Below are 14,753 nucleotides of genomic sequence, written 5' to 3' on the forward strand. Positions count from 1 at the left end.
TTTTTTATTTTTTGATACCTTTTTCCCACAAAATTATTTATAATCTGATAAAGGAGGTTTGCTCATGAACTTAGATTACTTAAAAGAAACGTATCATTTAACGAAAACAGAAAGTCAGATTTTGTATTATTTGGATCAACAAAGTACGAATGCGGCCGATTTGAGTATTCGGGAAGTTGCAAAACACTGCTTTTCTTCGCCTAGTTCCATCATTCGTTTAGCCAAAAAATTAAATTTATCAGGTTATAATGAACTTATTTACAAATTAAAAGAAGCCCATTTTTCTCAGCCAATCCCTTTTGAAACAGCACCTTCATTTGAAACAACCAACGAGTTTTGTCGACTGCTTGCCAAACACAAGAGTCATTTATTTGTTATTTTAGGTCATGACTTTTCACGACATTTGGCGGCTTACATTAGTGAAGTTTTCAATTTTCATGGCATCCCCAGCATCACAACAGCCTATACTCATTCGATAAATAGTCAAAATAATCAGAATTTTCTTTTTATCATCCTTTCACATTCTGGTGAAGAAAAATACTTAAAAGAAACAGCTCTGCTTGCGAAAGAGAAAAAACATCCTATCATTTCTTTTGTTGGCGCCAAAAATTCAACTCTTGGTCGACTGGCAGATCTCGTTTTTTCAACTGACTCTTACAGCCCGTTTTCAACAAGTGTCGCTCAGCCACAAATGTTTTTTGGCCAAACATTAATCACCTTTGAAGCCTTGATTTGTGCTTATTTAAATCATGAGGACTCCATTCCAATATCTCCTAAAAATAAATAATTTTATTTATTATAGCTGAAAAAAGCTATTTCGCTAGCCAAAGTATAGAAAAAGGCACATGTTCCATTTTTTATGGAACATGTGCCTTTTTGCTATTTTTTACTCGGCCATAGAAATTCGATTAGCAATTGATCTACTTCAGGATTTTCATGTAATTGGCTATGTTGTGCATTTTCTCCTTTAATAATCTGGCTAGTGACTTGAGTTCCTCGCTGTCTTAGCAAGGCGTTGACTGCTAAGGCACTAGATAACGGTACCGTTCCATCACTTAAATCTGTTGGACTTAATTGACCACCAATTAATAAAATGGGCAGTTTTTCTGGAACAACATTAATCATCTCTTGATAATCCAAATAGCGGCTACTTTTTTCTGTGGGGCCGTTCTCTAGTTCCGTTTCGATGGTTTGCTGTTGACTCGTATCAATAAAATCATTGAAAGGTGCTCCAATGCTGACGAATTTTTCAATTTTAGGTAACGATGCGTCTTGCCCATAGGTTCCTAAATAACGTAAGCCACTAACACCGCCCATAGAGTGCCCGACAATATTGGCTTTGTTCACTTGATAATTTTTTTGTAAATAGAGTAATGTGTTTTTTATCCATTCTGTTTGATTCCATTCATTGTTTTTATTATCTTCAAATAGAACTTGAACACTGGGATTCGTCGCTTTGCCACTTAAAGCTCCTCGCTCTTTAACCACGATCCCATCAGGTTTAACGAGTAGCACTAATTCTTGAGTTGTGGCACCTTGTTTCTCCAAGCGATGCAGTAACGAGCCAAACGAATTTTTAGTTCCTGCGTAACCATGAAAAAAAAGCGTTGGTGTTGTTGTGCGGTTTAACTCAACAGTTGCTTCTTTTGTGGCGGCTTGATTGTCATTCTTCGTGGTTGCCCCAATTTGGCAAGCACTTAATAATAGAACAAGACCCATTAGCAAAGAAAAATAACGATATTTTTGGGCATGTTTCATTTTTTTCATTCCTTTCTGCGATGAACTAAAAAAGGGCTTGGAAAAGAAGTCAGTTGACTGCTTTTCCAGACCCTACAATCTGTATCAATCAGCTGAACAATAGTTTGTCAGCTTGTTTATTAATCAATGTTATCGACTTGTTCAAAGTCTAATTCTGTACTTGTTTCACGACCAAACATATCGATGTTTACTTTTAATTTTTGTTTTTCTTCATCGATTTCTGTCACAACACCTTCAAGACCAGAAAAGGCACCTTCGATAATTTTCACTGTATCGCCTAGCGCTACTTCTAAGTCTGATTGACGGGTGCTCATGCCAATTGAACGTAAAATGTGGTTAATTTCTTCTTGTAATAAAGGAGCGGGTTTACTACCGGCACCATGTGAGCCTACAAAACCAGTTACGCCTGGCGTGTTACGAACAATATACCAAGAATCATCGGTCATAATCATTTCCACTAACACATAACCAGGGAAAGTTTTATGAACGATTTCTTTTTCTTTACCATTTTTGACTTCTTTTTCTGTTTCTTCTGGTACAACGACACGAAAAATATAATCGCCCATCCCCATGCTTTGTGCACGTGATTCAATGTTTGCTTTTACTTTATTTTCATAGCCTGAATAGGTGTGCAATACGTACCAATTTCTTTCAAAAGTTTCCATTACTGATTCGGCTCCTTTAAATGTTTTAGTTTATTTTTTTCGAGCAAATAAAAAAAGCTCAGTTTCCCGAAGCTTTTTCTCGAATACTATTATAGCACCCCTCGTCGGGAAATACTAGAATTAATTATTTTAAAATCCAGCCAAATGCCGTTTGGATAACAGTATCCATGATAAAGAACAATGCTGCAAATAAAATAGATGTTTCAATTACAACTAATGTATCTTTACGCAATTGTTTTTTTGTTGGCCAAGTTACTTGCTTCATCTCATCAGCAACGCTGCGGAAAAATTTCATGTTGATACCCTCCTCTAAATCTATTTCGTTTCTTTATGTAACGTGTATTGATTACAATATTTACAGAATTTATTGATTTCTAAGCGTTCGCCACGTTTACCTTCACTAACGGATTTAGAATAGTTGCGAGAGCCACAAACGGAACAAGCAAGAGCTGCTTTCTTTGTTGCCATGTTCTTCGACCTCCTCTATTCACAAATTTACTTCTTAACAGTACCATTATTCGAAAAAGTTGTCAAAGTTTAATTTACTTTTTAAAGAAGCGCCGTGCCGATTCTTACGTAATTTTTTACCATTATCGCGAATACGTGCTTGATTTCTTTTATAAAATATCTGATTTTTCTTTATTTTCTATTTATTTTAACAAAATTGCTTTTATTCTGAGGTCTCAGCTATTGTTTTCTGCTAAGTTATGATATGATAAATTTATTAAAAATGAACCCTTAGGAGGCCTGTTTATGTTATTAAAATCTGTAGTTATTAAAAAAGATAATTTAACAACAGTCAATGAATCTTGTACTCTAGAAGAAGCTCTTTCTATTTTAGAAGACTCAGGTTACCGTTGTGTCCCAATTTTAGACGAATCTGGAAAAATTTTCCGAGGAAATATTTATAAAATGCATATTTACCGCCACAAAGCAAACGGTGGCGATATGAGTTTACCTGTTACCTATTTGTTAAAAAATGCCACAAAATTTATTTATGTCAACACTTCATTTTTCAAGGTATTTTTTACTATTAAAGAACTACCTTACATTGCTGTTTTAGATGAAAATAATTATTTTTACGGCATTTTAACACACAGCACCTTATTAAATATTTTAGCGCAATCTTGGAATGTAAAACAAGGGAGCTACGTTTTAACAATTGCTTCAGTTGGTCAACAAGGCGACTTAGCAGCCATTTCAAAAATCATTGCCAAATATAGCAGCATCGCCAGCTGTATTACATTGGATGTCGATAGTGAAGAATTTGTTCGTCGCACACTTATTACTTTACCTGCCGGCACAACTGCCGAAACGTGTACAGCCATTGTAGAGCATTTAGAGCGGAAAAACTTTAAAGTTGTAGAATTGGAAAATTTAGAAGACGAGTAAAATTTACGAATTACCGAACGAAAACTATTAGTAATATAAGTAAAAAACAACAATATAGTTCCTTTTATGGGAACTGTATCGTTGTTTTTTATTTTCTACTAAAATATCTCTATAATTTAGAGAACTGATGAATCTAAAATTGATTTTTTACAACTCATCAGTCCTTATTGGCAAAGAGCCTCTATAGTCCGTTGATGTAAATGATTTTTTTATTCCGTTTATAGAAACAATGTCATTAATTCGTGCCAAACCATTTGCCGATAAAAGATAGAAGAATGGTAAATACTGAATTAAATATCTAGATCGTCCACCTTCAAATAAAAGCAAATATAGAAATGCTCCTATAATCGTTAATTTTATTATTAATAGTGTACCTCCTTGAATGTCCTTAACAAAAAAAGATAACAACATTCCTAGTAAAACTACAATCCACAGTATTTGCATGACAAACCGAAGATTATTTGTACGTTTTCCTTGTTGATAGTAGGTATCTCTAAGCTTCGTTTGAAATTCACTTTTCGAAGGTTTTGTAGGATTTTGTGGTGTACCATCTCGTCCCCAACCAAAATCGCCACGATCAGTATTATTAAAATGTTTTACTAGAAGAAATTTAGTGTAACCTACCATCCCATAATCTTCCAACCGTTTCTTTATAGTTTCAGTTGTATATTTCTTTTTCTTTTCTAATGTAGGAAGGCTATTCACTTTTCTTGTATCTTTCTCACTATATCCTCCAGATCCAGTCAAACCCATCATTACAAAGTGCGTCCACGGTTTTTGCATCTCAGCATCATAATTAACGATTGTTTGCTGCTTCTGAAAAATTGAAAAACATCCCACAGTTATTATAAAGAAAAACATCGCTACAAAAAATGATAAAACATTTTTTTTATAAAGCTTTCCGGTAGTGAGTAATTTAATTCCCATAATAATAGTCCATGCTATTAAGAATACAATAGAGGAGGGCTTTAAAAGATAACAAATACCTAGAAGAATACCTATAAATATTAAATTCCATACGCCACTATTTTTTATCTCGATTTGTTTAGCATATAAAAGTAGCACAGCTGATATAACAGGAATCATTATTACATCAGTATATGGTACTAAAATCCATGGTGAAAACATCAATGAAAAAGAAGCCAAGTAGAAAGTTAAATATGCAACTTTTTTATTAAACAAATACTTAGCTGCTTTAAATAAGATAACAAATCCTATATCCATAAAAATTATATTCCACAACTGCCAGACAAACCAAGACGATCCCCAAGTATGATTAAACAGATTCATCACCTTAGAAATTCCATACATCAAAAAAAAGAAAAAAGAATTATTAGGATTTATTGATAGGTAATTACTGATAACTTCTTTATTTTCAGGCAAAGCACTTACACCATTAAAAATAGCTGATACATCCCAACCAATAGGAGCGGAAATATTAGTTAAGATAAACACTTGTAAACAAAAGCCAAAAATAAAATAAATGCCTGTAATTAATCCTATATTTTCCAAAAATATTTTTTTTACACCAAACAGATATTTATCAATCCACTTTTTAGCATGTTTACTAAAAAGAAGTACTACTATCGCAAGTATTGCTATTAACAGTATCAAAAAAAAATGGTTTGTAAGAGTACTGATTTTTAAGTTATCTGAGCGGAAAGCACCTATTAATGTTATCGAAATAAAAAATAAAAAAAGCCCATTTATGGCTGAAGGTAGCCATTTTTTATAAATAAAATTCATTATAATCTCCCTATGATCATAATACAAGTATACTTAATTTTCATTCGAAAAATTAAAGAGTCTTTAGACTTCTTCACCAATAATTCGAACTTCCGTTTGTAATTCAACATCAAATTTTTCTTTAATCACTTCTTGGATATGTGCAATTAATTCCACATAATCTGTTGCGGTTGCATGATCGATGTTAACAATAAATCCCGCATGCTTTTCGGAAATTTGAGCACCGCCCCATTTTAAGCCTTGTAAGCCAGCGTCTTGGATTAATTTTCCTGTAAAATGACCAACAGGGCGTTTAAAGACACTGCCACAAGAGGGATACTCTAGCGGTTGCTTCAGTTCACGAAGTTCCGTTAATTCATCCATTTGGGCTTTAATTTCTGCATGGTTTCCTTTTTCTAAAGCAAACGTTGCTTGCAAGACAATACAATGTAATTCTTGAATTTCACTATGACGATAACGGAAATTCAGGTCTTCTTTCGTCATTGTTTGGATAGTTCCATCTGCCAACAGCACTTCTGCAGATTGGAAAACATCTTTAATTTCCCCGCCGTATGCTCCAGCATTCATATAAACAGCACCACCGACACTTCCCGGAATGCCACAAGCAAATTCAAAACCAGTTAAATCAGCTGCTAAGGCTTCGTAGGTTGTATCAATCAGCTTGGCACCAGCATCCACAATCATGGTGGTACCGGCTACTTTGATTTCTTTCATTTCTGTTAGCATAATCACGACATCGCGAATACCGCCATCACGAACAATCAAGTTGCTAGCATTGCCTAATACTAACCATGAAAGTCCTTGTTCTCGGCAATACGCCACAATCTCTTCGACTTCTTTTTTTGTTTTGGGTAAGGCCAACACATCAGCTGGGCCGCCTGTTTTGGTAAAGGTTACGTTTTTTAATGGTTCATCTACTAATAAAGTAATTTCGTTTAATGTTTCTAACATAGCTTTAGTGTTCACGAAAGTTAGTCCTTTCTTTTCAAAATATCTGTCTTATTCTAGCATGATAGAAAGAAAGTTGCTAGTCCTCTTTAAAGAACATGCCGTTGTTGTTGGCGTAGCATTTCTTCACATAACGCATGACTTTCATAGACTTTTTCTTGCTTTAACTCTTGCTCTTGCGGTTTTTGAATGGCCTGAATGAAAGCAGTAACCATTTGGTAAAAACCTCTTTTTTCCAATGTTGGCGTCCAATCCCCCATCTCTTTTACTTGGTATTCTTCTTCTGTTTGGATGGTCAAATGCGTTAAATTTTCCAAGCGATAAGTACCTGTGGGGCTGGTGACTTCAAAAGTTTCTGTATTGGCTCCAGAGTGTAAATCCATGGAACAAACAATCGTTGTCTGTTCGGTTTCTAATTGTAAAATTGCTCGTTTTAAATGACCGTTTTCTTCCACTAATTTTGACTGCACCACGTGGAGCGGTCCTTCCGCTAAATAAACGGCGGTATCAACGACATGTAAAAATAAATCATACATCATAAAACTTGTTTCTCTCGTTGTATTGATGCGGTTCTTTTTAATAAAAATTGTTTGTTTTTCAGGAATATTTTTCAATACTTCCGTATAAGGGGCAAAACGACGATTGAAACCAACCATCAGGCGCAGATTTTTTGCTACTGCCAATGCTTGTAATTCTTTGACTTCAGCAAGCTCTTCACTTAAAGGTTTGTCCACAAAGACGTGAATACCAGCCTGTAATAATTGGCGAACGACTGCACCATGCACTTTTGTGGCTACATGGACAAAACAAGCATCAATCTTCGCTTCAATCAATTCTTCTACGGTCTCAACGGTTTCTGTAAAGCCATACTGATCAGCGATTTTTTGTCGTGTTTCTGGGTTCCTAGTCGCTAATACAAACTCTGCCAAGTGGCGGCATTCACTATAAGTTGGCAAATACGCTTTTTGTGCAATATTTCCTAAACCAATGACTCCAATTTTCATTCGTTTGTCCTCATTTCTGCTCTTTTTACTATTTTATCATAGACTACTTCTTTCCAAAAATCAGTCATTTTCTCTTTTTCTTTTCAAGTATTTAAAACTTCTTTAAAAAGTATTAGAATAGAAGAAAGCACCAAGCGACCTTTTCTTTGGTTCTGGTTTGCACTGAAACGAGCAAAAGCGTTTCTTATTTGAAAGGAGTTTCAACAATGAAATGTATTTCTTGGAATGTCAACGGCTTACGAGCGGTTGTTAAAAAGAATTTTATGGATGTTTTTAATGAATTAGATGCAGATTTTTTCTGTTTACAAGAAACAAAATTACAAGCTGGGCAAATTGATTTAGAACTTCCTGGCTATCATCAGTATTGGAATTATGCCGAAAAAAAAGGCTATTCTGGCACAGCAATTTTCGCTAAAGAAGAAGCGTTAAGTGTTCGCTATGGCTTAGGTATCGAGGCTCACGATCAAGAAGGCCGCGTGATCACTTTAGAATATCCAGAATTTTTCATGGTCACTTGCTACACACCAAACTCACAAGCTGAACTAAAGCGTTTAGCTTATCGAATGACATGGGAAGATGCTTTTCGTGCCTATTTAAACGAATTAAATCAAGAAAAACCCGTCATTCTTTGCGGTGATTTAAACGTAGCTCATCAAAAGATTGATTTAAAAAATTGGAAAACCAATCAAAAAAATGCGGGATTCACGCCTGAAGAACGGCAAAAATTTACTGAGTTATTAGACAGTGGCTTCACTGATACATTCCGTTATTTTTATCCAGAAGCTGAAGGCATCTACTCATGGTGGAGTTATCGCTTTAACGCACGAAAAAATAACGCAGGATGGCGGATTGACTATTTCGTTGTGTCAGAATCCTTGAATGAACGTTTAGTCAGTGCTAAAATCCATACAGATATTCTTGGTAGTGATCATTGTCCAGTGGAAGTTGTACTTGATTTTTAAGTGTTACTCAACGCGTTGAAAGGAGTTTTTTTAATGAACTTTTACGCTTTTGACTTTGAAACAGCTAGTTATGATAAACATAGTGCCTGTTCCATTGCAATTGTTAAAGTAGAAAATAGTCGGATTGTGGATGAATTTTACACGTTAATCAAACCAGAAACACCTTTTTTCTGGCGAAATACGCAAATTCACGGCATTCATGAATCAGATGTTGCCAATGCGCCCAAATTCCCTGAAGTCTGGCAACAAATTCAGCATTGTTTTCAACCAAATCGGTTAGTGGTCGCTCACAATGCAAGTTTCGATTGTAGTGTTTTGGCTGGCTGTTTAGATTACTATGGCTTAGAACAACCTAATTACCTTTCTTTATGTACAGTCAAAACGAGTCGCAAACTGTTTCCTGAATTTCCTAATCATAAATTAAATACCGTTTGTGAAAACCTCAATATCACTTTAAATAATCATCATGATGCTTTAGAAGATAGCCGCGCTTGTGCCGAAATTCTTTTACAGCAAGAACAACGATTTGGGGTTGAACCTTTAAAAAAATTAGTATTGGTGAAATAATCCAGTTCTTGTTTCCAGCGAAGGCGTTATCTCTTTCAGTGGCTAGTTGGCAGGAGATAACGTCTTTTCTTTTACATAACTTTTCCTCTAGACCAAAAATTTTTCAGAAAGGACGCGATGATGTATTCGATTCTTTACTTATTCACAGACTCTCTTAAAAATACGTGGCGCTCAAAAAACCAATTTAGTACGTTGATTCTTATCTTTATTATTAGTTTTCTGACTTTTTCTGCTCTATTATTGACTTTGTTGTTTTCTCGATGGCTTTCACAAATGATTCTTCTTGATAATTATGCAGTGATTCCTCCCTTGAAAATTTTCAGAGGTTTGGCTGGAATCAGCGCTGGAACACTCTTTTTCTTCCTGATTAGTTATATTTGCCGAGCTTTCTTCCTAACTTTTTTAGAGCAAAAAAACGACTTACTGATCTTAGCTCTTTTAGGTACGACAAAATTACAAATTTTAATTAGCTATGCCTTACAACCCCTCTATTATTTGATTTTTGTTTTGCCTTTAGCTGCTTTTCTAGCTAATAAGCTCATTCAACAGTTTATCCATGATTTTTTCAGCGAGGTACCTGGTTTAATGCATATCAATAGCTACATGCAAGATGTCTTTTTACCACTAACAGGAAGCCTGTTGTTCATTTGCTGTTGTGTCTTTTTAATTCTTTTTAGGAAACTCAATCGCCTAATCAAAAGAGATACTTGACTAACTATGCGAAAAAAGTGAGAAATACGTCATCTCGACGTATTTCTCACTTTTTTGAATGACTTAGGTTCTTTAGGTTAATTACTTTTTCCGCCTCTTTTAAGCCAAGGCTTCAATAATTTCGGTCATTGTTTTTGAACCAAAAATCATTTGTTCGCCATCAATCAGCATTGCTGGAACGCTCATAATTTTCTTTTCTTTTTTCAACTCTGGAAATAGACTAATGTCCACCATTTCTGCTTCCACATGAGGATTAATTGATGCAATACGTTGGCAAGCCGCCACGACATCGGGACAGAAATGACATGTTAGTGAAACAAAGATTTCTATTTTTCTTTTTGGCAATGCAAGTATGTTCTTTTGCAGACTTGCTTCTAACGGCTGCCCCTCGCTGCCGACATTATAAACCGCCAAAACCAACGAGTTTACTTCATGGCCACTAGGAATACCACTAAATTTAATTCCTGTATAGTTTCCTGCCGTATCTAAGAGCACAACGCTAGGCATTTTTTCAATCCCATACAGCAATTCTTTGGCTGGCTCAGTATCTTTCAAAATCGTTTCTAAAGTAATCTTCTGATCCAGACTTGCAAATTCTGTTAAGAATGATTGAAGTTCCAATGATTTTTCATCACTTGCATCCAAAAACTGAAGCAATGTCACTTTTTTGGTTAGTTTAGCGAAAATAACGCTTAATTGTTGGCGCATACTTTCTGGGAACCACTGATGCTTACCAGTAACTTTCGCTGGCTGTTTTTCTTTTGATTGCTGACTGTTTGTTTCAGGGGCAGATTGATTAGCTAATCGTTCAGTCATTCGCTTCGTTACAATCGGTTGGCCCGCCTGTGTTTTTTGTTCTGTCACGTAACGTTGCGCATGAGTGGCGGCAATTGCACCGTCTGCAACCGCCGTCACAATTTGACGTAATTCTTTTATTCGTAAATCTCCTGCTGCATAAACTCCGGGAATATTGGTTTCCATATTTTCAGTTGTTGGCACATACCCACGGTCTAAGGCAATTTTTCCTTCAAAAATTTCTGTACTTGGTTTATTTCCAGCAAAAACAAACAGGCCAAATGTACTGTCTTTTGGTGCTTCATAAACCGTTTCTTCTCCCGTCTGGTTATTGACAAACACAGCTTTTCGGACAAAATCATCTCCCGTAATTTCTTTCACTTCTGTGTTATAAACAATCTTAATTTTCGGGTGATTTTTAGCCGCCTCCGCAGTTAATTTTGCACATGTAAAATCAGGTTCTCGGATAATCATCGTTACTGATTTACCGTAACGTGTCAAATAAACGGCCTCTTCCGCTGCTGCATAACCGCCACCAATCACAAAAATATCTAGGCCTTGGAAAAACTCCCCATCACAAGTAGAACAATAGGCCACGCCGCGTCCTGTAAATTCACTTTCACCAGGGAAACCAATTTTACGAGCAGAGGCCCCTGTCGCAATCAATACTGCATATGCTTGGTAGGTTTGACTCGCCGATTGAACAGTTTTTATCGTTTGACTAAAATCAACATCAATAATCTCGTCTTTTGTAAAAGCTACACCGAAGTCTTGTGCTTGAATGCGCATTTCTTCCATTAGTTCTGGACCTGTTGTGTGACGAATCGCTGGATAGTTCACAATTTCAGAAGTCGTCGTTACTTGTCCACCAATTTTGTCTTTTTCAATAATTAAGGTATCCATCATTGCGCGACCTGCATAGATACCTGCAGATAAAGCAGCTGAGCCGCCACCAATAATAATCAAATCGTAGATTTCTTCTGTCACTTGCTTCTCCTCTTTCTTCTGTGTTTCAGAAAAAGAGCTGAACAAAACATTTTCTCTGTTTTATCCAACTCTTTGACCTCTATTTACAAAGCGAATTTAAATTTTACCAACTAAATCTAAGCTTGGCGCAATCGTTTCTTCTCCTGGTTGCCAATTGGCTGGACAAACTTTATCACCATGTTCTGCTACAAATTGAGAAGCTTCTAATTTACGAACAAGTTCTTCAGCATTACGACCAATACCCATGTCGTTGATTTCATAAGATTTGATCTCACCTTCTGGACTCACAATAAATGAAGCACGGTAAGCCATTCCAGAAGCTTCATCTAAAACGCCAAAGAAACGAGCAAGTTGACCGTTGGGATCGGCTAACATTGGATATTTAATTTTTCCAATCGTTTCTGTAGCGTCAGCCCATGCTTTATGCACATAATGACTATCTTCTGAAACAGAGTAAACCTCACAATTTAATTCCTGTAAATGCGCATAATGCTCTTGCATATCCCCTAATTCCGTAGGACACACGAAAGAAAAATCAGCTGGATAAAAGAAGAAAATACTCCATTTTCCTAAAATATCTTCTGTTGATACTCGTGTAAATTCACCATCGTGATAGGCATCACATTCAAAGTCAAAAAGTTTTTGATTAATTAAATTCATTGTCGTTCCTCCTCTGTTTTTTTACTCTTTAAGGATAACAGTTTATAATTATTCCGTCAATAGAATAATTATAAACAAAAGAGGTTTTATTAACACATAATACTGTCATATTGAGAATTTTATGATTATCATTCTCAATTAGAAATAGCGAGATAACTTTTTAAATAACATAAAAAAGAAAGCGAATCATTAAAAGAACTTGCTTTTTAATGATTCGCTTTCTTTTTGTGAAGACATTCTTTAACTATCTAAAATAATCGTTTCTTTCTCTTTGGTAATTAAAATAACTCCATCACCAAGAGGAACTAAAGTAGAAGTTAAATCAGGGTGCGCCATGACTACATCTAAAAATTGGTTTAATTTACGATGAATCGCTCGATTTTTTTTCGGTACTTCCTCAGCAGGGTCTAAAATTGTCCCAGCTTGAAATACATCATCCACCATCAAAACGCCGCCAACTGGTAGCAACCGTAAACATTCAGGTAAAAATTCAATGTATTTTGATTTGGCACTATCCATAAAAATAAAGTCATAAGGTCCTTCCAACGTTGGCAGAATCTCAGCTGCTTGTCCTTCTAAAAGAGTGACCTTTTCTTCTAAGTCTAGGCGTTGGTAGGTTTTCTTCGCTTTTTTTATCATTACGTCAAAACGATCAATCGTGGTCACGTGACCATCTTCACCGACAAATTGGGCCATCAAGCTTGAAGAAAAACCAATTGCTGCCCCGATTTCTAAAATATTTTTGGGCTTTAGTTGTCCTAGCAAAAATTGTAGAAAAACTACTGTTTCGTGTGGAATAATCGGTACCCCTGCTTCATTGGCTTCTGCCTCCACGGCACCTAATTCTCCGGGAAGTTTCTTTTGTTTTGTACGCATATACTCAACCAATTCTGGTTTAACGACTGGTCGATGCATCATTTCGTTTCTCATCACTTTCGCTCCTTTTCGTCCCTTTATTATACGAAGTCCTTGTTCCTCTGTAAAGGATTGAAATAGGATTCTTAGTATTTGTTTGAAAATAACATGCACATTCTTAACTTCCTAGCTAAGTGCGGATTACTTCTTGTAAGCACATTTTTTCTTTGTTTCTGCTATTTTTTATTAAGTTTTATTCAGAAAACGTCAAAAAGTAGCCCTCAAGAACATACCTATTGATTTTTTCTCGTTATTTCTTATAAAAATATTTCTACATATGTTAATATTTTCCCTTAAATCACTATTAATTCTTGCTATTTCAAGCCCCAAAACAAGCCTGTAACCTTGCTAAAATAAGAAACGTCAAATTTTACTACTTTGTCTGTAAAAATTTGATATCACAAAAGAAAGGAAATCTTGTATACTCTTTACAGATAGTGATTTATAGTGAAGCACATAACCAAATTCCCGGACTTGACTTGGTTCAAGTACATATGCAGGCGAGCTATTTGATAGCTCCCTGATAAAAATCGTTTCGACGATTTTGCACATAGCACTACCTTTCTAAAAGCTAAAAATTATTTTTAGCTAGAAAAAAGACAACCGTTTGAAACGGCTGTCTTTTTTTTTTAATAAATTAACCCAAGCAAATCTTCTTTTTCGATATTGCCAAAGTATTTTTTAACGTCAATTTGATCAATGGCTTCTTCTAAAGAAGCTTTATCATATTTCACGCCGGTTAAAATATCTTCAACATCTTTAATTTCACCAAGCCCAAAGAAGTCCCCAAAGATTTTAATTTCTTGAATGGCACCATCCGCCACATTCATTTTCATTTCAATTGAACCAATTGGAAAACGATGGCGACGTTCTAAGTTAAATGCAGGTGATTTACCATAATTCCAATCCCAATTGCGATAGTATTGCTCTGAAATTTTGTTAATAGCCGCCCAGTCTTGATCAGTTAATTCATACGTTTTAACTTGGTCGATCGAATCTACGCCGAAAATTTTCAAAAGAATTTCTTGGCGGAATTCTTCCGTTGTCATCTCTTGTTTATCTTCAGATAAAAATGGTTTAATGTTTGTTACCCGTGAACGAACAGACTTGATACCTTTAGATTCGATTTTATCTTTCCGTACTTTCAATGTATTTACAACTTCATCAATATCACTATCAAACATTAAGGTTCCATGCGCAAACATGCGGCCGTTGGTAGCGTACATCGCATTTCCTGAAAACTTCATATCATTAATCACTAGGTCATTGCGCCCTTTTAATTCGGCACCTTCAACGCCTAAGTCCTGCAATGCTTGGATAATTGGTTGGGTAACTTTTGCGAAATCACGGAAAGAGTTGCCGTCATCTGGCATAATAAAACTAAAATTCAAATTACCATGATCATGATAAACGGCGCCGCCGCCACTTAAGCGACGAACAACATGAATGCCGTGCTCATCTACATATTCTTTGTTAATTTCTTCAATTGTATTTTGGTTACGGCCAATAATGATTGACGGCTCGTTAATGTAAAATAAAAGAATGGGCTCATCTAAAGGCATTTCTGTTAACAAATATGTTTCAATTGCTAAGTTCACTCGTGGGTCATTATTTTCATTCGGTACAAAAATCACAATCGGTTC

16 protein-coding genes are annotated in these 14,753 nt (G+C 35.6%); 5 read left to right on the plus strand and 11 right to left on the minus strand.

The window, feature by feature from the left end:
* The first annotated feature begins 64 nt into the window (after positions 1-64).
* Positions 65-787: a MurR/RpiR family transcriptional regulator gene (locus tag IGL36_RS10700; RefSeq protein WP_002372307.1), complete on the plus strand. Its 723-nt coding sequence runs from the start codon at positions 65-67 to the stop codon at positions 785-787.
* 92 nt (positions 788-879) lie between these two features.
* Here the strand turns inward: IGL36_RS10700 and IGL36_RS10705 are convergent, their stop codons facing one another.
* From IGL36_RS10705 to rpmG, 4 genes are all read right to left on the minus strand, one after another.
* Positions 880-1,767, minus strand: a complete 888-nt coding sequence (locus tag IGL36_RS10705) for an alpha/beta fold hydrolase (RefSeq protein WP_002372310.1) — start codon at positions 1,765-1,767, stop codon at positions 880-882.
* Positions 1,768-1,877: 110 nt separating this feature from the next.
* Complete coding sequence (gene nusG / locus IGL36_RS10710) at positions 1,878-2,423, minus strand: transcription termination/antitermination protein NusG (protein WP_002384070.1); 546 nt, start codon at positions 2,421-2,423, stop codon at positions 1,878-1,880.
* A 124-nt stretch (positions 2,424-2,547) separates the two neighbouring features.
* Positions 2,548-2,718 (minus strand): preprotein translocase subunit SecE, encoded by a 171-nt coding sequence (secE, locus tag IGL36_RS10715; protein WP_002356409.1) that lies wholly within the window; start codon positions 2,716-2,718, stop codon positions 2,548-2,550.
* Positions 2,719-2,738: 20 nt separating this feature from the next.
* On the minus strand, positions 2,739-2,891 hold the full coding sequence (rpmG, locus tag IGL36_RS10720; RefSeq protein ID WP_002356408.1) for a 50S ribosomal protein L33: 153 nt from the start codon (positions 2,889-2,891) through the stop codon (positions 2,739-2,741).
* Positions 2,892-3,176: 285 nt separating this feature from the next.
* Between rpmG and cbpA the strand changes: the two genes are divergently transcribed.
* On the plus strand, positions 3,177-3,815 hold the full coding sequence (gene cbpA, locus IGL36_RS10725; RefSeq protein ID WP_002365057.1) for a cyclic di-AMP binding protein CbpA: 639 nt from the start codon (positions 3,177-3,179) through the stop codon (positions 3,813-3,815).
* A gap of 147 nt (positions 3,816-3,962) precedes the next feature.
* Here the strand turns inward: cbpA and IGL36_RS10730 are convergent, their stop codons facing one another.
* From IGL36_RS10730 to IGL36_RS10740, 3 genes are all read right to left on the minus strand, one after another.
* Positions 3,963-5,561 (minus strand): glycosyltransferase family 39 protein, encoded by a 1,599-nt coding sequence (locus IGL36_RS10730; RefSeq protein ID WP_002365058.1) that lies wholly within the window; start codon positions 5,559-5,561, stop codon positions 3,963-3,965.
* A gap of 63 nt (positions 5,562-5,624) precedes the next feature.
* Positions 5,625-6,512, minus strand: a complete 888-nt coding sequence (gene murB / locus IGL36_RS10735; protein WP_002387193.1) for a UDP-N-acetylmuramate dehydrogenase — start codon at positions 6,510-6,512, stop codon at positions 5,625-5,627.
* 86 nt (positions 6,513-6,598) lie between these two features.
* A complete protein-coding gene (locus tag IGL36_RS10740) occupies positions 6,599-7,513 on the minus strand; it encodes a Gfo/Idh/MocA family protein (protein WP_002397883.1) in 915 nt (304 codons plus the stop codon).
* A 206-nt stretch (positions 7,514-7,719) separates the two neighbouring features.
* Here IGL36_RS10740 and IGL36_RS10745 point away from each other — a divergent pair, with 206 nt between their 5' ends.
* The 3 genes from IGL36_RS10745 to IGL36_RS10755 all read left to right on the plus strand — a co-directional run bounded on the left by IGL36_RS10745 (position 7,720) and on the right by IGL36_RS10755 (position 9,753).
* Entirely contained in the window at positions 7,720-8,475 is a 756-nt protein-coding gene (locus IGL36_RS10745) for an exodeoxyribonuclease III (protein ID WP_002367205.1), read from the plus strand.
* A gap of 33 nt (positions 8,476-8,508) precedes the next feature.
* Positions 8,509-9,042: a 3'-5' exonuclease gene (locus tag IGL36_RS10750; RefSeq protein WP_010713133.1), complete on the plus strand. Its 534-nt coding sequence runs from the start codon at positions 8,509-8,511 to the stop codon at positions 9,040-9,042.
* Positions 9,043-9,162: 120 nt separating this feature from the next.
* A complete protein-coding gene (locus IGL36_RS10755) occupies positions 9,163-9,753 on the plus strand; it encodes a hypothetical protein (RefSeq protein ID WP_010717158.1) in 591 nt (196 codons plus the stop codon).
* A gap of 99 nt (positions 9,754-9,852) precedes the next feature.
* On the opposite strand, the gene IGL36_RS10760 is transcribed toward IGL36_RS10755, so the two are convergent.
* From IGL36_RS10760 to IGL36_RS10775, 4 genes are all read right to left on the minus strand, one after another.
* Positions 9,853-11,535 carry an FAD-dependent oxidoreductase gene (locus tag IGL36_RS10760; RefSeq protein WP_010717159.1) on the minus strand — a complete coding sequence of 561 codons (1,683 nt, stop codon included), beginning with the start codon at positions 11,533-11,535 and terminating at the stop codon, positions 9,853-9,855.
* A gap of 96 nt (positions 11,536-11,631) precedes the next feature.
* Positions 11,632-12,195, minus strand: coding sequence for an alkyl hydroperoxide reductase subunit C (ahpC, locus tag IGL36_RS10765; RefSeq protein WP_002356396.1), 564 nt, complete (start codon positions 12,193-12,195; stop codon positions 11,632-11,634).
* A gap of 240 nt (positions 12,196-12,435) precedes the next feature.
* Positions 12,436-13,125, minus strand: a complete 690-nt coding sequence (locus IGL36_RS10770) for an O-methyltransferase (protein ID WP_002381418.1) — start codon at positions 13,123-13,125, stop codon at positions 12,436-12,438.
* A 614-nt stretch (positions 13,126-13,739) separates the two neighbouring features.
* Positions 13,740-14,744: a lipoate--protein ligase gene (locus tag IGL36_RS10775; protein WP_002368809.1), complete on the minus strand. Its 1,005-nt coding sequence runs from the start codon at positions 14,742-14,744 to the stop codon at positions 13,740-13,742.
* Between the last annotated feature and the right edge of the window lie 9 nt (positions 14,745-14,753).

Source organism: Enterococcus sp. AZ011, assembly GCF_050548355.1.
GTDB lineage: Bacteria > Bacillota > Bacilli > Lactobacillales > Enterococcaceae > Enterococcus > Enterococcus faecalis.

What these genes read in the sequence shown, in the direction of transcription:
- murB (WP_002387193.1), bottom strand. Translation starts at nt 6,512, where the DNA reads ATGTTAGAAACATTAAACGAAATTACTTTATTAGTAGATGAACCATTA.
- IGL36_RS10730 (WP_002365058.1), bottom strand. Translation starts at nt 5,561, where the DNA reads ATGAATTTTATTTATAAAAAATGGCTACCTTCAGCCATAAATGGGCTT.
- IGL36_RS10740 (WP_002397883.1), bottom strand. Translation starts at nt 7,513, where the DNA reads ATGAAAATTGGAGTCATTGGTTTAGGAAATATTGCACAAAAAGCGTAT.
- IGL36_RS10745 (WP_002367205.1), top strand. Translation starts at nt 7,720, where the DNA reads ATGAAATGTATTTCTTGGAATGTCAACGGCTTACGAGCGGTTGTTAAA.
- cbpA (WP_002365057.1), top strand. Translation starts at nt 3,177, where the DNA reads ATGTTATTAAAATCTGTAGTTATTAAAAAAGATAATTTAACAACAGTC.
- nusG (WP_002384070.1), bottom strand. Translation starts at nt 2,423, where the DNA reads ATGGAAACTTTTGAAAGAAATTGGTACGTATTGCACACCTATTCAGGC.
- IGL36_RS10750 (WP_010713133.1), top strand. Translation starts at nt 8,509, where the DNA reads ATGAACTTTTACGCTTTTGACTTTGAAACAGCTAGTTATGATAAACAT.
- IGL36_RS10705 (WP_002372310.1), bottom strand. Translation starts at nt 1,767, where the DNA reads ATGAAAAAAATGAAACATGCCCAAAAATATCGTTATTTTTCTTTGCTA.
- ahpC (WP_002356396.1), bottom strand. Translation starts at nt 12,195, where the DNA reads ATGAATTTAATTAATCAAAAACTTTTTGACTTTGAATGTGATGCCTAT.
- IGL36_RS10770 (WP_002381418.1), bottom strand. Translation starts at nt 13,125, where the DNA reads ATGAGAAACGAAATGATGCATCGACCAGTCGTTAAACCAGAATTGGTT.
- rpmG (WP_002356408.1), bottom strand. Translation starts at nt 2,891, where the DNA reads ATGGCAACAAAGAAAGCAGCTCTTGCTTGTTCCGTTTGTGGCTCTCGC.
- IGL36_RS10755 (WP_010717158.1), top strand. Translation starts at nt 9,163, where the DNA reads ATGTATTCGATTCTTTACTTATTCACAGACTCTCTTAAAAATACGTGG.
- IGL36_RS10700 (WP_002372307.1), top strand. Translation starts at nt 65, where the DNA reads ATGAACTTAGATTACTTAAAAGAAACGTATCATTTAACGAAAACAGAA.
- secE (WP_002356409.1), bottom strand. Translation starts at nt 2,718, where the DNA reads ATGAAATTTTTCCGCAGCGTTGCTGATGAGATGAAGCAAGTAACTTGG.